Origin of the sequence: Dyadobacter sp. (assembly GCF_017744695.1) — a bacterium.
Lineage (GTDB): Bacteria > Bacteroidota > Bacteroidia > Cytophagales > Spirosomataceae > Dyadobacter.
This window is the reverse complement of the sequence record NZ_JAGIAS010000010.1, coordinates 144100-161967: the sequence shown is the minus strand read 5'-3', so window position 1 is coordinate 161967 and position 17868 is coordinate 144100. Positions and strand designations below refer to the sequence as shown.

At 50.9% G+C, this 17868-nt stretch carries 9 protein-coding genes; 3 read left to right on the top strand and 6 right to left on the bottom strand.

Going from position 1 to position 17868, the window contains the following annotated elements:
• Window positions 1-54: 54 nt before the first annotated feature.
• Together J7619_RS28690 and J7619_RS28685 are read left to right on the top strand one after the other, a co-directional pair.
• Window positions 55-4152, top strand: coding sequence for an FG-GAP-like repeat-containing protein (locus tag J7619_RS28690; RefSeq protein ID WP_291207408.1), 4098 nt, complete (start codon window positions 55-57; stop codon window positions 4150-4152).
• 178 nt (window positions 4153-4330) lie between these two features.
• Window positions 4331-8377: an FG-GAP-like repeat-containing protein gene (locus J7619_RS28685; protein WP_291207405.1), complete on the top strand. Its 4047-nt coding sequence runs from the start codon at window positions 4331-4333 to the stop codon at window positions 8375-8377.
• Between the two features lie 114 nt (window positions 8378-8491).
• Here J7619_RS28685 and J7619_RS28680 read toward each other — a convergent pair whose 3' ends face one another.
• From J7619_RS28680 to thrA, 6 genes are all read right to left on the bottom strand, one after another.
• Window positions 8492-9391: a sugar phosphate nucleotidyltransferase gene (locus J7619_RS28680; protein WP_291207402.1), complete on the bottom strand. Its 900-nt coding sequence runs from the start codon at window positions 9389-9391 to the stop codon at window positions 8492-8494.
• 134 nt (window positions 9392-9525) lie between these two features.
• A complete protein-coding gene (locus tag J7619_RS28675; RefSeq protein WP_223399981.1) occupies window positions 9526-9852 on the bottom strand; it encodes an iron-sulfur cluster assembly accessory protein in 327 nt (108 codons plus the stop codon).
• A gap of 336 nt (window positions 9853-10188) precedes the next feature.
• Window positions 10189-11121, bottom strand: coding sequence for a homoserine kinase (locus tag J7619_RS28670; RefSeq protein ID WP_291207396.1), 933 nt, complete (start codon window positions 11119-11121; stop codon window positions 10189-10191).
• Complete coding sequence (locus tag J7619_RS28665; protein ID WP_291207393.1) at window positions 11118-11510, bottom strand: HEPN domain-containing protein; 393 nt, start codon at window positions 11508-11510, stop codon at window positions 11118-11120. The genes J7619_RS28670 and J7619_RS28665 overlap by 4 nt, the downstream gene beginning before the upstream one ends.
• The gene (locus J7619_RS28660) at window positions 11507-11845 is read right to left on the bottom strand and encodes a nucleotidyltransferase domain-containing protein (protein ID WP_291207391.1); all 339 of its coding nucleotides are present in this window, start codon (window positions 11843-11845) and stop codon (window positions 11507-11509) included. Before J7619_RS28660 ends, J7619_RS28665 begins: the two co-directional genes overlap by 4 nt.
• A gap of 42 nt (window positions 11846-11887) precedes the next feature.
• Window positions 11888-14344 carry a bifunctional aspartate kinase/homoserine dehydrogenase I gene (gene thrA / locus J7619_RS28655; RefSeq protein WP_291207388.1) on the bottom strand — a complete coding sequence of 819 codons (2457 nt, stop codon included), beginning with the start codon at window positions 14342-14344 and terminating at the stop codon, window positions 11888-11890.
• Window positions 14345-14718: 374 nt separating this feature from the next.
• Here thrA and J7619_RS28650 point away from each other — a divergent pair, with 374 nt between their 5' ends.
• Window positions 14719-17856 (top strand): SusC/RagA family TonB-linked outer membrane protein, encoded by a 3138-nt coding sequence (locus tag J7619_RS28650; RefSeq protein ID WP_291207385.1) that lies wholly within the window; start codon window positions 14719-14721, stop codon window positions 17854-17856.
• Window positions 17857-17868: the final 12 nt, after the last annotated feature.

The following is a 17868-nucleotide window of genomic DNA, read 5'->3' as shown; positions in this document are numbered from 1 at the left end:
AAAATTTAAGCTGGCATTCGCCATTACCCTATTTTTACCATAACATATTTTAAGATGAAACACACTTACAAGTCCATGCTCTTCGCAGCAATGGCCCTCGCGGCGGGTGCAGCGGGTTATTTGAGCAACAGGTCCGGAGACTTTTGGGGCGGGGACCAAGTCTCACTAAAGGAAAACACTGGTAGCCGCGAACAACAGGCAGGGCTCTCACCCGCAACCATTGAAGGCATCAAAGAAAAGATCGCCCAGCAGGAGTACCACATTTCGTATGACGAGGTGACGAAAAAGCTTCAAAGCCCCAACCGCAAACAAAACCTGAGAGCATACTATAAGCCGGGAGAGTTTACAATCCAGAACCGCGAGGACTCCGCGGGACATAATTTCAAGCTGCATTTGATCAACCAGGGCATTTTTGCCGATGGCAAGAGAATCCTTACCGCGCAGGCCAATGCAAAACCCAGCAACAATGAGAACAGGTTATTGATCGATCATACCGGTTTCACGGAGGAATTTGTCAATACCGAGGACGGCATCCGTCAGAACTTCATTGTCAAACAAGCGCCTGAGAATACCCGCAATTTGCAGGTACGGCTTTCGGCCAAGGGCCTCAAAGCGAGAAACGGCAGCGAAAACGAAATCCATTTTTACCGCGACGGCGCCAAAGGAGCTCCGGAAAACTATCTCGTATACAGCGACCTGCATTGCTGGGACGCCAACAAGCAACCGCTTTCTGCTACGCTCGCCTATGTGAATGACCATGTAGAAATCAACGTATCGGTTGCAGACGCTGCGTTTCCGGTGACAATCGACCCGATTGTAGCAAACGGCACGCCTAACAACGTCAACAAAACGCTCGAATCGGAGCAGAGCTATGCATGGCTGGGCTACTCCGTTGCCAGCGCAGGGGATGTAAACAAGGATGGATATAGCGATATCATCGTGGGCGCGCCTAAATACGACTGGAATGGTGAAGACGCCGGTGCGGCTTTCGTGTTTCCAGGGTCAGTAACCGGGGTTACTCTTAGTGCGCAAAGGCTTAATCGAAATCAACCCTTTGCACAAATGGGCTATTCGGTTTCCAGCGCCGGGGATGTTAATAAGGACGGATACAGCGATGTTATCGTCGGGTCGCCTTTCTGGGAAGACAGCCCTGCCCAAAACAGCGAGGGTGCCGCATTCCTGTATTTCGGAGGGCCAATAGACCCGGTAACAGCTCCGATAGGTATTAACGCCGCCAATTACGTGACCTTTCAATCGGACCAGGCCGAAGCACAATTTGGTATTTCAGTAGCCATGGCAGGCGATGTCAATTCCGACGGATGGAGCGATTTCCTGGTGGGTTCGCATATGTACGACAAAGACCAAACGAACGAAGGGGTTGCGTTCCTCTATTATGGGTCCAATAACGGCTACGATCCGGCAAAGACAGAAATCCTCGAATCCAATCAGGCCGATGCGATGTTCGGATATGCCGTCGCCGGTGCCGGAGATATTAATGCCGACGGAGCCAGTGACATTGTGATCGGGGCGAGACTTTATGACATCAACCAGAACAAAACCAACGAAGGTGCCGCATTTGTTTTCAAAGGCAACCTCAATTCCACTCCCGTTACTGCGTCACAGCCGCAGATTATCCAGTCGACACAAGCTGACTCCCGCTTTGGGCACACGGTTTCCACAGCCGGCGATGTAAATGGTGATGGTTACGCCGATATTGCCATTGGCGCGTACAATTTTGATGGAGGGCTGAGCAACGAAGGAGCTGTATACATACACCACGGCGGAGCAGCCGGCATTAACACGATTGCATCGACCACCATAGAAGGTAACCAGCTGGAAGCGCAATTCGGATGGTCAGTCGCCAGCGCGGGTGATGTCAACGGCGACGGTTACGGCGATTTGATCGTGGGCGCCCGGTATTTCAGCAACGGCCAGAATCATGAAGGAGGCGCATTTGTTTATCAAGGTTCATCAACTGGCCTTACTGCTACCGCGGCAAGCGTGATTGAAAGCAATCAGGGCGATGCCTGGCTGGGCAACGCGGTTGCCTCCGCCGGGGATGTGAACGGGGATGGTTATAGCGACATACTGATTGGCAGCTACGCATTTGACCATGGGCAGACGGATGAGGGGCAGGTGTTTGTGTTTCATGGAAGCGCGGGGACGGTTGGAACAACTCCGAGAGGAGTTTCGGGTGGTACCGCATCGGGTGCCCTGCTTGGCTCTTCCGTTGCCATTATCGGTGATTACAATGGCGACGGCCTGGACGACATTCTGGCTGGCGCACCTAACTTCGATGGTGGCCAGGTAGGAGAAGGAGCGGTATTTCTTTCATTCGGGGATGCAACAACAGGAACAAACTCGATGGTTAAATTGGAATCCAATCAATTGAATGCGAAGTTGGGATGTTCCGTCGCTGGTGCCGGTGACCACAACGGCGACGGGTTCGACGACGTCGTTATAGGTGCGACCGGAGGTACATTTGGTGGGAACACAGGAGTAGCATACGTTTACAATGGCAATGCGCAAGGTTCTCTCTCAGCCGGTACCACACTTTACCCCGTTTCAAATAAATTGTTCGGCACGAGTGTTGGCAGCGGGGATATTAACCGGGACGGTTTTACAGATGTTATCGTAAGTGCTCCCCTTGCCACAAACGGCTTGAAGTCGGAAACAGGCCTAATCGCCATTTATCCCGGATCTGGCAGCGGGGTGACCAATGCAAATTATACCACCATTTATGGGTCCGGCGCCGGGACAAAATTGGGGAGCAGCTTAGCTACCGCGGATGTAAACGGCGACGGATTCATGGATGTCATTGCCGGGGCTGGACAGTCAAGTGGAGGCGAGGGTTCCTTTTACGTATGGCATGGTGCCGTAGGTGGAATTCCGGGCGGTACGGTACCCAAGGTTGAAATAAAATCCAACACGGCCAACGCAAGCTTCGGCGCTTCGGTTTCCAACGCCGGCGACGTCAATGGCGACGGTTTTGGCGACATTATTGTCGGCGCGCCTGGCATTACCAACGGCCAAAACAATGAAGGCGTTGCAAGGGTCTATTACGGATCATTGAATGGAATTGCATCACCTTTCAACACGCTAATAGAAGTTAACCAGGCAGAGGCTGCATTCGGCACGGCGGTTGCCGGCGCAGGTGACGTGAATGGCGACGGCTACGACGATGTGATTGTGGGGGCCCCATATTATGATGATGCTGTGGCGAATGGTGGAGCAGTCTGGATTTTTCACGGATCGCAAAACGGTCTGAGTACCTCCAACAGCGTCTCTCTAAAAGGACAACAGGTAGAGGATCACCTCGGTCAGGCTGTTTCGGGGGGAGGCGACTTGAACGGCGACGGATATAGTGATGTGATTGTAGGGATTCCTGGTTCAGACCAAAGCGGAATGACAAATAACGGGGCAGTTAGGGCCTATTTCGGCAACGATGGGTATGCTGGCAAAAATAAACGAAACAGTACCCGTTTATATAATACAAACCTCACCCCCATGACTTATAGCCAGTCGACTCAGGGTTCGGTTGTTGTTGGTATCCATCCTACGTCTTTCTTGGGACGCAACAATGGCCGGCTTGCGTGGGATTACACACAAAACGGAACAAGTTTTTCAAAAGTCCCTAACAATCCAATCACAACCAGTACCATCGTGGACGATACACAGCCATCGTTCGGCTCACTGCAAGGCATTGAGTTTAAAAGCGGCATTCAGAAGCCATGGACGGTCACTCGATTGCGCGTGCGATATAAATATGAACTTGCAACCGCTCTCACAGGGCAAGTATATGGACCCTGGCGTACAGTACCGGAATATCTGCTGTACCTACCAATAGGTAGCGTACCTGTACTGGCTGGCGAAGAAATCGAAAGTACAATTATCCCGGATGCCAAACCGGAATACAAAGACCTCGTCACCGTATACCCCAACCCGGTATCGGAACGCCTGTTCATCCAATCCACCAATATGGATCAGGTAACGTCGCTACAACTGGTTGCTGCGAATGGATCGATGGCGTTTACCTCTACGAAGCCGCAAAGCGAGGTGGACGTAAAACATCTTGCTGCGGGATCTTACATCCTGGTGATCAACCGGAAAGACGGATCCAAAACTTCCCACAAAGTTTTGATCAGAAGATAATAGTACGACCCAATGTTTCAAAATGCTTCCTGGAAATTCCGGGAAGCATTTTTTATTTCCGACGGATCATTTGTTTTTAGCCGATCGGACATCGCTTTTGGTTGATAACCAGATCTCTATCAACTTCGGATACATTTAAAATTTTAAAGCCTCTTCCTACACCAATCCGGATACGTCTATGAAAAAACACTACACTATCGTCGGGGCAGTAATCGTGACCGCCGCCCTTGCAGCCCTTCTGAACCTGACTTCGCAGCTCCGCATTATCGCGAAGCACGCCGCGTCCTTCCAATCGGAAACGCCCCCAAATTCATCGCCGGGTATGCCAACAGGCAGCACACTAAGCAGCATTCAGGAGGGCATTGCCAGGCGCGAGTACAGCATTACCTATGATTCCGCTCATCATGCCTTGCAGAGCCCCAATCGCCGCCAAAACCTCAGAGCCTATTATCGGCCCGGCAACCTGACAATCCGGAACCGCGTCGATTCGGCGGGCCAGAACTTTCAGATGCAATTGGTTAATGAAGGTATCTACGCCGACGGGACGCTGATTGCGGCCGCCCGGCCCGACGCCGCCTTGGACAACGGCAGTGACACATTAAGAATCACACACAAGGGTTTTACCGAAGAATTCATTAACAATGAGGAAGGTATCCGGCAAAACTTCCTCATTTCCCAAGCACCCACACATACGCGCCAGCTATCCGTACGCCTGTCAGTCCGCGGCTTGCATGTACGACAGCATGGTGACGATCGGTTGGTGTTTTATTCCAATGACAACGGCGGGAAAACCGACCGCCTGACTTACAGCGACCTGCATTGCTGGGATGCGAATGGAGAACCACTCACGGCCGCCATTAGTATTTCAAAAGGACAAATTGAACTGAATGTCAACGTCGACAACGCCGCATACCCCGTCACAATAGACCCCATCATCGCCAATGGCACCCCCGCTAATGCCGACAAAACACTGGAAATCAACCAAACCTCTGCATGGCTGGGCTTCTCGGTTTCCACGGCCGGCGATGTGAATGGCGATGGATATAGCGATGTGCTGGTTGGGGCACCCAAATACGACAACGGGCAAGCCGACGAAGGCGCGGCTTTCTTATACCCAGGCACTGCCGGGGGGATCAGCCTGGCCGCAACGGCACTGGAATTCAACCAGGCCGGTGCTCAAATGGGCTATTCCGTAAGTAATGCGGGAGATATCAACAAAGACGGCTACGGCGATGTATTAGTCGGTGCACCTTACTACGACTACACCCTGAATAATCAGGGGGCCGTTTTCGTCTACTATGGAGGTTCGCAAGGGCTCAGCATTGGTTCTGTTCAGCCCCTGTACACCTTTCAAGCCGACGCGAATCTGGGCATTTCGACCGCCCTTGCAGGTGACGTCAACAATGATGGTTTCAGTGACATTTTAATTGGTGCGCATCAATACGATCATGGTGAAAACAATGAAGGCGCAGCCTGGCTCTACTACGGCTCTGCTAATGGCCTCGGCACATTCACATTATTGGAATGCAACAAACCCGATGCCATGATGGGCTTTGCCGTAGCCGGAGCTGGCGATGTCGATGGCGACGGGTTCAGCGATGTAATGGCAGGTGCACGGTTTTATAGCAATGGACAAGCCCTGGAAGGCGCCGCATTTGTTTTCAAGGGTTCTGCGAACGGCGTAATCACGGCCAACCCGACGATCATAGAAGGTAACCAGGTCGACGCCCGGCTAGGGCATGCATTGTCATCCGCAGGCGACGTAAACGGGGACGGGTTTTCTGACATTGCGCTGGGAGCGTATATGTATGACAAAGGCAGCAACAATGAAGGCGCCGTCATGATCCACTACGGTTCGGCAAATGGCATCAACACTATACCTTCACTAACATTGGAAAGCGACCAAATTGAGGCACAGTTTGGCATCTCGGTCGCCTGCGCGGGTGATGTGAATGGCGATGGCTATGCCGACCTGATCGCCGGAGCGCGGTATTACGACAAAGGACAGCTTAACGAAGGGGCCGCATTCATTTACCAGGGCTCGTCGGCAGGCCTGAACCCGGTTCCCCTATCCGTTCTGGAAAGTAATCAGGGCGATGCCTGGCTGGGCAGTGCGGTTGCACCGGCAGGTGACGTGAACGGGGATGGATTTAGTGATGTGCTGGTGGGAAGTTACGCTTTTGATCATGGACAGACGGATGAGGGCAGTGTGTTTGTGTGGTATGGAGAACCAGGGGGGATTAAACAATACGCTGCTTATGTTTTAGAGATTGATCTACCAAAAGTTCAATTTGGCTACTCGGTAGCAGGAGCCGGAGATGTAAATGGAGATGGGTTCGACGATGTAATTGTTGTGGCAAACAAATTTGATAACGGTCAGGCTAACGAGGGGGCTGCATTTATATACCACGGTTCCCTCAATGGAATTTCGATGGCCGCTACAACAATTATTGAGAGCAATCAAAGCGGGGCCCAATTAAGCTCTGCGTCCACCGCTGGGGATGTCGATGGTGATGGATATGATGATATAGTCGTGGGGATACCACTCTATGATGTTACGCAACCAGCCGCCGACGAAGGCGCCGTAATGATATTTCATGGCTCCCCGCAAGGTGTTGCAAAGGTTCCTAAGTTAATCATTAATGGCTCCCAACCCAAGGCTAAATTTGGTTCCGATGTCTCAACTGCCGGAGATGTCGACTCCGACGGATATGACGATATTATCATTGGGGAACCCGAATATGACTGGGATCCTTTGTCCAACGAAAATGAAGGGCGTGCACACGTATTCCATGGAACTTCAAATGGAATCAAGAATATGCCTTTGACGATTGACGGACCGCAAATTGGATTTTATTTTGGTTCCTCGGTCTCGGGAGGAGATGATTTCAACGCGGACGGATATGACGACGTTATTGTGGGCGATCCCTATTATAGTGACATCGAAGAATGGGAAGGAGCAGTCTTGGTTTTTTACGGCTCGCCAAGCGGAATCAATCCAACAAGCCCAGTCACTCTGCAGAGCAATATTTCTATCTCATGGTTGGGCATGGTTGTGTCCAATGCAGGCGATATTAACGGGGACGGATTTGGTGACATTGTGGCCGGCCTTTACTATGACGGAAACGGGCAAAAGCATGCAGCACATATCTACTATGGATCTACTTCTGGCATTATCGATAATCCCACGATATTAGAAGGTAGCGGTGTCGGCAATGGCTTTTACACCCAAGTATCGTCGGCAGGCGATGTGAACGGTGACGGGTATAGTGATTTATTAACTGGAAGCCCTCGTTATTCCAATGGTCAAAATAGGGAGGGTGCATTCAATCTGTATCTAGGCTCTCCAAGCGGGATTTCAAATGTTTATGACATCAAAATAGAAGTGAACCAGGATAGCGCCTATTTAGGAAATGGAGTAGCTAGCGCAGGTGATATTAATGGGGACGGTTATGGAGATATTGTAGTCGGGGCTCTTGGATATGACAATGGCCAATCAAATGAAGGAGTTGCTTTCGTTTTATACGATGCGAGTGGTAGTATGAGTGTCCGCAACAACCTCCGCCTCTACAACTCCGCCGACCTCACCACCCCCATCAACCACACCCAATTCGCTCAAAACAACTTCGGAGCAGGCCTTTTCGCCAAATCGTTCACCGGACGTAACAAAGGCAAGCTAATCTGGGAAACCAGGTCGATGGCGCAAGGTTTTTCCAAAGGCAGTAACAACCGTATTACCAATAGCACCCAGTCAACCGGCTCGCAAAATGCCTATGCTGATCTCGGCGCAACAGGCTTCGAACTGAAAAATGTCATCGATAAGCAAGGGCCGGGAACCAAGGTGCGGGTACGGGTTAAATATGATCCCGTTCTGGCATTAACCGGGCAATCTTATGGCCCGTGGCGGTACTTACCTACCTATTTGATGGGCAACAGCACCGCACCCGTTCCGGAGGAAAAGGTGAGTGATTTGAAAGACGGGAACGCATTGGAACTTGCTACCATTTATCCTAACCCCGTTTCCGACCGGTTGAATATCGATTTCAAAGACAAAGAGCAGGTGCAGAATGTAAAAATTCTCACAGCCGCTGGGTCAGTCGCCTATCAATCGAATGGTTTTCAGCCATTCGTGGATGTGAGCAAATTCCCGGAAGGCGCTTATTTCCTCATCATCACAAAAACGGACGGTTCCCATACCAGCCGTCAAATACTGATACGCAGGTAAATGCACAAGAGCTCATAAATTAGGTTTAAATGTAATGTAAAAGGCGTTCGCGAGTGGTTCGTGAACGCCTTTTTGTTAGCCTGGCTTCTATCTAATGATACCTTTCAAAATGGGTTACTCCCACAACTTCGAAGGATAAGCCCCTGCCTCATGCAATGCATTCAGCGATGCCTGTACGGATGGCTTGTCTTCAGGATAAGTAACGCCAAACCAGTCAGAGGCAATGCGGAACACCCGGCAGTCGCCCAGACCGCTTTTGATAATATGCGTCATCACGGTCGGGATGTAGAATTCGGCTTTGGGGGTGTTGATATTTTCGCGGGCGTATTTTTCGAAGAGGTCTTTGGTGATCGGGAACATCGAGGGTTTGAAGCCCCAGAAATTCATGGAAACGGGAGTTTCAGGCGCCAACTCGGTGCGGGTTTCCCCTTCTTCGAAATAGATTACGCCATTGTCTTCAAAGATTTTGGTGCGTTCCACGACGGATTCGAGGTTATGGTCCTCGCGCTCGACGCACACGCCGCGCGAGACGGTGCCGTTTTCGGACAGCGTCCGTTTCAGCTCGTAGCCGATCATGGCGTGCTGCTTGTCGTTGGTGTCGGTTTGCAGGAAGCTGGCCATGGTCTCGAATGCATCGCGACCGTAGAAATCGTCGGCATTGATGACGGCAAATGGTGTGTCGGTTTGCTCCCAGGCGCACAGAGTTGCGTGGCCGGTCCCCCAGGGTTTGGTGCGTTCCACGGTACCCAGGTCTTCCGGAACGTAGGATTGAACGCCCTGAATCGCGAAGTCGAAATCGATTTTGTCTTTAAGTTTCGGGGCAAAAATCGCTTCGGCGCTGTCTTTGATCTCCTGGCGTACGATAAAAACTACTTTTCCAAAACCTGCGCGAATGGCGTCGTATAAAGAATAATCGATGATGGTTTCTCCGTTGGGACCGAACTGGTCGAGCTGCTTGATACCTCCGTACCTGCTGCCGATGCCGGCAGCCAAAATCAAAAGAGTTGGTTTCATTCAAATGGATTTAAACGTTCCGTAATGCGGTGTGTAAAAAGACGGTTCAAATTAAATCCATTCAAAACGATAAAAAAAACGCGCTCCGGGTTTCGGAGCGCGTTTTTTCAAAATAAAATATTTTAATAATTTAACTATACCGCGAAGCTCTCGCCACATCCGCAGGTACGGGTGGCGTTAGGATTGATGAACTGGAAGCCCTTTCCGTTCAACCCGTCGGTAAAATCGAGGGTCGTTCCGGCCAGGTACAGCAGGCTCTTTTTGTCTACGATAATCTTCACTCCCTTGTCTTCAAAAACCATATCGTTCGGTTTCGACTCGGAGTTGAATTCGAGGTTGTATGTCAATCCCGAACAACCACCGCCCAGCACGCCCACGCGAATCTGATAATCGTCGTCAAAACCGTCAGCCTTGCGGAGTTCTACAATTTTGTTTTTGGCTGTATCGCTTACCGTAACCATTTTTCTAATGTTTTAATCCCTAACCAAATTAACGTTTTTACAGAACCTGAAAGTTCACATTTCAGCCAAAATCGCAATTCATTCCCGATCATTGCCCACAGCAATGGTGATTCCAGCAAAAATCGCGTAGCGATGTAATATTGGTAGTCAGAACGCAATTACGTGTTATCAAAATCCCGTAAGGGATGCAACAACAGATACCGGGTGCGCTCCGATAGTGCGTTGTTGTTACATGCCCAAGGGCATTTAGAGAAATTGTAAAGCCCCATTTTTGCTACCAATATTTCATGCCTAACGGCATTTCTCAGTCATTCAGTCACTCATTCACTCATTCACTCATTGTAATACCACCGCCCCTCCCTGATTAATGCCTGAAACGTGCACGGCCGATTCAATACCGGCACTCGCAAAACGCTCCTGCATGGCTTTTCCGGCATTCTGCGCATTTTCAATGCCGCGGCTGAGCGCAAACATCGACGGCCCCGCCCCTGAAATGCTGCACCCCAGCGCCCCATTGGAAATAGCTGCCTGCTTTACGTCTTTAAACTCAGGAATGAGTATCGAACGAACGGGCTCGATGATTACATCCACCATCGAGCGACTGATGAGGTCATAGTCGGCCTTCATTAGTCCAGCTACCAGACCGGCCACATTGCCCATTTGAGCGATTGTATTTTTCAGGGAAACCTCGTTACGCAAAATGAAACGGGCATCTTTGGTATTGATCTCGATGTCAGGATGTACGAGCGTGCAATACAGATCTTCGGGCACCGGGATCGTGAAAATATCCAGTGGGTTATAGCTGCGGATCACCACAAAACCGCCCAAAAGCGACGGCCCCACATTATCCGCATGTGCAGAACCTGAGGCAATGCGCTCGCCTTCCATCGCGAACGGCAACAATTCTTTACGGCTCAATGGGTTACCCAGCAATTCATTCATCGCCACCACACCCGCCACCGCGCTCGCCGCGCTCGATCCCATTCCGCTGCCGAGCGGCATATTTTTGCGCAGCACCACTTCGCAACCCAGGTCTTTAATCCCCAGGTGTTTCAGTAAAGCCAGCATCACCACCGTCACCGAATTCTTCTCAGCCTGGCGTGGCAACCGTCCTTCATCACCCGTAATTTCGGTAATGACAATGCCCGGCTCGTCCCGCTTGTACAACTCAACGGTGTCCCCCGGCTCCTGAATGGCAAACCCGAAAATATCAAATCCACACGACACATTAGCGACTGTCGCCGGCGCAAAAGCTTTTACTGAATTCACTTTAAGTGGTTGTTTTCTTTTAAATATTGAATGGCCGACTCAAAAAAAGCAGCAGCATTCTCGATTGATTTCAGCGCCTCTTGTCCCGAAACTTTATAGTATTGGTAGTCACTAGCTTGCCTCATTTCAAAGGTTCTTTTCAATCTTTTGTGTAATGAAATATCCATCAATCCGGTTTTGATAAACATCTCACTAAACTTGCTATGTGCTTGGGAGTGGTCCTTTGCCTGCACTCCTGAAACAAATAATAGACCTTGGATTGAATGATAGATCGAAAAATACGCTCGGTAAGCACAAACATCGAAAAGCTTGCGGTCGAACGTCCATTTACTGTCCTCCAAACAATCCGCAGCCTTTTTCATAATCCGGCCTGCGGTTAGTTCTGTCATACAACGATTCCTTCTTTACGAACATTAACAGCCAAAGCCACTTCATCTTGAAGCAGCCTGTTTATCGAAATAGGAACCGTTGATATCCAAAAATTATATTTCAGCCCAAGCTCGGCACTAATGCCGGACATTCGGCTTATTTCTGCAAAAGCATTTATTTTCTCCTCATTCAACACCACCAAAAAGTCAACATCCGACTCCTCGTGCTGCTCCCCGCGTGCGTAGGAGCCGAAAAGGATTACCTTATCCAGCCGATTGCCATAAAGCCCGCGAATGCCATCCGCGAACTCCTTCGCCAACGCTGCTATCGATTCCGGTACTTTCCTGTTGCTCATCGCTCGAAATGGTTCAGAATAACACCGGCAATTTAACTCCTTCTATCCCAAATAGCTACTGATACTCATGATATCCGCGAACACGCCCGATGCAGTCACCTCGGCGCCGGCGCCCGGGCCTTTGATCACGAGCGGGCGGTCTTTATAACGTTCCGTGGTGAAGGACACGATGTTGTCGCTGCCTGAAAGCGTATAAAACGGATGTGAAGCGTCGACGGTTTTAAGCTCAATGGTGGCTTTACCGTTTTCGAGCGTCGCGATGTAGCGCAATTTCTCGCCCTTGGCTTCCGCCGCCGATTGCATATCCGCGAAATAAGTATTGGAAATTTCCAGTTCTCCGAAAAATGCATCCACGGTGGGCGCATTCAGGCAGTTGCCGGGCAGGATTTGCGAGATTTTCACCTCTTCCGGTTCCAATGCCACGCCTACCTCCCGTGAAAGGATCAGGATTTTCCGGCCTACATCGGCACCACTTAGGTCGTCGCGCGGGTCGGGTTCGGTGAAGCCTTTGGCTTTGGCTTCTTTCACCACGTCCACAAAACGGTTATCGCCGCCGAAATTGTTAAATATGTAAGAGAGCGTTCCCGAAAGGATCGCTTCGATTTTCAAAAACTTGTCGCCGCTCGCCATCAGCCCCTGGATGGTGTTGATAATCGGCAAACCCGCCCCTACGTTGGTCTCGTACAGGAACTTCACGCCGCGCTGCAATGCGGTACGTTGCAATGCAATGTATTCGGAATAGCTGCCCGAGTTGGCCACCTTGTTCGGCGTTACCACGCTGATACTCGCATCCAGCAGCATGTGGTAGTATTGTACAATGTCCTTATCCGAAGTACAATCCACAAAAACGCTGTTCGGCAGGTTGAGCTCGATCATGCGCTGCACGAATGCAGGCAGGCTGGTTTTCACACCCTCGTCCATCACGCGGTCGCGCCAGTTCTCAGGTTTGATACCGTCCGGGTCGAGGAGCATTTTCTTGGTATTGGACAAACCTGCGATATTCAGGTTCAGTAACTTTTCCTCACGCAAATACTGGGTCTGGTTACGGATCTGCTCGATCAGCGTGCCGCCGATCAACCCTACCCCGACGATAAACAGGTTCAGCGAACGCGTTTCCGATTGGAAAAACACACCGTGAATCGCGTTCAGCGCTTTGGAAAGGTCGCTTTTTGAGATTACCACCGAAATATTGAGCTCGGAAGAACCTTGCGCGGTGGCCACCACGTTGATACCGTTTTTCCCCAACGCCGAGAACAGCTTGCCCGAAATACCGGTATTCTTCTTCATCCCCTCACCCACAATCGCGACGATCGACAGGTTTTTCTCTACGGAAATCCCATCGATATGGCCTAGCCCAATTTCCGTCGCAAACTCTTTTTCGAGCACATCTATCGCCTTCTGCGCATTTTTCGGATCGATCGAGAAGCAGATCGAATGCTCCGACGATGCCTGCGAAATGAGGATCACGCTGATCGCATTGTTGGAAAGAGCCGTGAACAGGCGTCCGGAAATACCGGCCACGCCGATCATCCCGCTACCCTGGATATTCACCAGCGCGATCTCGTCAATCGACGAAATCCCGGTAATCACATACTCCTTACCGTTAGCCGATTTCTGGACGTAGGTCCCTTCAAAATCGGTGTTGAAAGTGTTGAGCACTTTCAAGGTTATATTTTTGGCAAATGCAGGTTGCAAGCTCGGCGGATAAATCACCTTCGCGCCGAAATGCGACAGTTCCATCGCTTCCGCGTAGGAAATGGAAGGAATCGTGAATGCATTCGCGACCTTCCGCGGATCGGCAGTCATCATACCATCGACGTCCGTCCAGATTTCGATCGAATCGGCTTCCAGTGCAGCACCCAGAATCGATGCCGTATAATCGGAGCCCCCGCGGCCAAGCGTCGTCGTTACGCCCTCGGCTGTGGATGCGATGAAGCCGGTAACGCATTGCAGCGCCGGACTTTTCGCGAAATGCTCTAATATCAGATGATTGGTAACTTCAAAATTGACATCACCCATGCCATAGGTGGCATTGGTACGGATAATCTGGCGTGCATCGCAAAATTCCGCGGCAACGCCCTTGCTTTTGAGGATTTCGGTAATGACCAGCGTCGAAAGGCGTTCGCCGAAGCTCATAATAAGGTCGAGCGTACGTTCGGACAGTTCGCGGATCCACGAAACACCCCGGAGAATATCTTCCAACTCGTTGAAAAGGCCGCGCACAGCCGCAAAAGTGCTGCTCTGGTTCTTCACGGGGATCAGCCCGCGCACGACCGCGAAATGCCTTTCCTCCACGCCTTTCAAAAATTCGACATATTCCGTATTGCCGGCGGCGGCCATTTTCCCGATTTCGATGAGCCTGTTCGTGACCCCGCCCATGGCAGAAAAAACGACCGTGATGCGCTCGCCTTTTGACAGATTTTCTTCGAGGATACTGATTACCGTTTTGATACTGTCGACCGATCCGACAGAGGTGCCGCCAAATTTAAGAACCTTCATTTAAAGCTATATTCGAAATATACGAATGTGAACGGCACAGGGCCGCTCATTTTGAACAGAATGCAAATATAGCAATTCAAACGCCGCTTACTTTCAATAATACCCCTAAATGCAGGCAGTTCCGGCGAATTCGCTCAACAGCCCGATACGCTCGCTATCGGCATGCCTCACCCTCAACCAGTTGCCGTCTAATGTAATTTGATATAAACATCTCTTTTTAAAATATTAAATTTTAAATAAAATCACTTTAATCGACGAATATTTCATTAAAACATTTTTTCTCAAACAGATATTTTATGAAATTAATTAAAAATAGAAGAATATTCTGTTTAAACTATATTACCTAACTGTTTCACTCCATTACTTAATCAATTATGAAGAAAGTCTTTACATTAGGCTTCTTATGGATCTTGCTGTTCCTCGCCGGAGCAGGTTTTGCACAAGACCTGAGCATCAAAGGCAAAGTGCAATCGGCCGACGGGTACCTTCCCGGTGCAAGCATCCTCATCAAAGGCACGAGCCGCGGCAGCACCACGGACACCAACGGCGACTTCACCCTCAGCGCGCCGGCCAATGCGACCCTCGTTATTTCGTTTATCGGCTACAAAACATTGGAAATCCCCGTCGGCTCGAAAACCGTGTTCGACATTACGCTCGAAAACGACGCGACACAGTTCAACGAAATCGTCGTAACGGCACTCGGTATCGCCCGGGAGAAGAAGGCGTTGGGCTACGCTGTGCAGGAAGTAAGCGGCAAAACGCTCACGCAAGCGCGCGAGACCAATCTCGTCAACTCGCTTTCAGGACGCCTGGCGGGGGTGCAGGTCACCAATTCCAATGGCGCACCGGGTTCCTCATCCCGGATGGTCATCCGCGGGGCCAGCTCCATCGGCAGCAATAACCAGCCGCTGTTCGTTGTGGACGGCGTGCCTGTGGACAACAGCAACTTCGGCTCGGGAACGGGTATCGATTACGGCAACGCGGCTGCCTCGATCAACCCCGATGATGTGGAGTCGATCAACGTGCTGAAAGGACCGAGCGCAGCGGCGCTCTACGGCTCACGCGGCGCAAATGGTGTTGTGTTGATCACGACTAAAAGCGGTAAAGGCACGAAAGGGATCGGGGTTTCTTTCAATTCCAATACCGCATTCGAATCGCCGTTCAGGCTTCCGAAATGGCAGAATGAATACGGCCAGGGCGCAAAAGGATTGTTTTCGTATGTGGACGGCACCGGCGCCGGGGTCAATGATGGTGTGGATGAAAGCTGGGGGCCAAAACTCGACGGCCGGTTGCTACCGCAGTTCGATTCGCCGATCGCTGCCGACGGCACACGTACGCCCACGCCGTGGATCGCGCATCCTGACAATGTGGATAAGTTTTTCGAAACGGGCCGTACGCTGACCAACAACGTGGCCATTACCGGCGCCAACGACAAAGGAGATTTCCGCCTTTCGTTCACCGACCTGGATCAGACAGGTATTTTACCAAACACCAATTACAAGCGCCGCACCGTATCGTTGAATGCCGGCTGGAACCTTACCAAAAAACTGAGCATCCGTGCGACCGGCAACTATGTGAATGACGGCAGCGACAACCGGAACAATTTCGGGTTGTACTTCATCTGGTTTGGGCGCCAGGTGGATATGGATAAGCTGAAAGACTATCACAAACCGGGCAGCATTTACCAATACAACTGGAACGACAATTACTGGACAAACCCTTACTACCTGCTCAACGAGAGCACGCGTGCCAACGAACGCGACAGGTTGTACGGCAATATGTCGGCCACTTACAAGTTTGCCGACTGGCTGAGCCTCACCGCCCGCACCGGGACCGATTTCTACGAAGACCGTCGCAAAACTAAAAGCGCGGCACGCCAGGCGAAAATAGGAGCTTCGGCGCTATACGACGCTTATAATGAAGAGCAGATCTTCGTGCGCGAATCCAATTCGGACTTCCTTTTGAATGCAACCCACAAGTTTGGGGAGTTCGACATTACCGCTAACATTGGAGGCAACCACCGCACCAACTACGCGCAGCGCAACTACATGGGCGCGACCGAGCTTGCGATCCCGCGTGTGTACAACATGGGCAACTCGCGCCAGCGCCCGGTTACCGAAAACAGCTTTATCCGGAAAAGCGTGAACAGCCTTTATGCATCGGCCAACCTCGGTTTCCGCAATTACCTGTTCGTGGACCTGACCGCCCGCAACGACTGGTCGAGTTCGCTGCCGAGCGACAACCGCTCCTACTTCTACCCTTCTGCGGCCGTGAGCGCGATTATTACGGATATTTTCGATGTAAAATCTGCGGTACTCTCGTTTGCCAAGCTCCGCGCCGGTTGGGCGCGCGTGGGTAACGATACCGACCCATACCGATTGGCAAGTACCTATAAATACGAGAACCCATGGGGCAGCACGCCGAGCCTCTCGGAAAACAATGCATTGCTGAATGCAAATCTTAAACCCGAGCTTACTTCTTCCTACGAAATCGGAACGGACATCCGCTTGTGGCAAAACCGCATTGGCCTGGATATTACCTATTACAAAAAGGTCTCTTCCAACCAGATCCTGGACGTGAACATTTCCAATGCCACCGGTTATTTGTCAAAGCTGCTGAATGCCGGCAAGATCGAGAACCAGGGTATTGAAATCCAGCTAACGGCTTCGCCGATCAAAACCGATGCATTTGAATGGCAAGTGGGTTTAAACTGGGCGCGGAACAAGAATAAAGTGGTTTCACTGGCCAACAACCTCACTACCTATCAATTGAATACCAGCTATAATGCATTGACGCAAACTACGTCCACCAACAGCTTCCGCGGGCTTTCAGTGGAGGCACGTGTAGGCCAGCCTTATGGTACTTTCTTTGGAAAGGGCTTCCTGCGCGCACCGGACGGGCAAATTGTTTACGACGCACAAGGCTACCCGATGCTCGAATCGTCGAGCCGAGTGCTGGGCAATTTCACACCCGACTGGATTGGCGGCTTCTCGAACACCTTCCGCTACAAAAACCTGTCACTGAGTACACTGATCGACGTGAAGCATGGCGGCGATATTTTCTCCCAGTCGATCAACATCGGCCGTTACACAGGCGTGTTGGCTGAAACCACTTTGGGACGTGAAGATGGTATCATCGGCCAAGGTGTGGTGAACAAAGGTACTGCCGCAGCGCCTGAATATGTGCCGAATGAAAAACGCATCAGTTCCGAAGAGTACCACCATAAATACTACCTGCTCACCAACAACGAAAACACCATTTTCGATGCGAGCTACGTGAAACTCCGTGAAGTGAAACTCACCTACATGCTTTCGGGCCAGGTGTTCAAGAAACTGCCATTCCGCGACATCGCGATTTCGGTCGTCGGACGTAACCTCGCGCTGCTGAAAAGCAACCTGCCGCATATCGATCCGGAAACGAGTTACTACAACGATGGTAACCTGCAAGGCATCGAAAACGGCCAGATCCCGACTACCAGAACGGTTGGTTTCAATATCAGCTTCAACCTGTAAGCCATTATCCTA

Excerpts from the sequence above, each read along its gene's own strand:
- thrA (WP_291207388.1), bottom strand. The coding sequence starts at position 14,344 with ATGAAGGTTCTTAAATTTGGCGGCACCTCTGTCGGATCGGTCGACAGT.
- J7619_RS28675 (WP_223399981.1), bottom strand. The coding sequence starts at position 9,852 with ATGGTTACGGTAAGCGATACAGCCAAAAACAAAATTGTAGAACTCCGC.
- J7619_RS28680 (WP_291207402.1), bottom strand. The coding sequence starts at position 9,391 with ATGAAACCAACTCTTTTGATTTTGGCTGCCGGCATCGGCAGCAGGTAC.
- J7619_RS28660 (WP_291207391.1), bottom strand. The coding sequence starts at position 11,845 with ATGAGCAACAGGAAAGTACCGGAATCGATAGCAGCGTTGGCGAAGGAG.
- J7619_RS28665 (WP_291207393.1), bottom strand. The coding sequence starts at position 11,510 with ATGACAGAACTAACCGCAGGCCGGATTATGAAAAAGGCTGCGGATTGT.
- J7619_RS28650 (WP_291207385.1), top strand. The coding sequence starts at position 14,719 with ATGAAGAAAGTCTTTACATTAGGCTTCTTATGGATCTTGCTGTTCCTC.
- J7619_RS28685 (WP_291207405.1), top strand. The coding sequence starts at position 4,331 with ATGAAAAAACACTACACTATCGTCGGGGCAGTAATCGTGACCGCCGCC.
- J7619_RS28690 (WP_291207408.1), top strand. The coding sequence starts at position 55 with ATGAAACACACTTACAAGTCCATGCTCTTCGCAGCAATGGCCCTCGCG.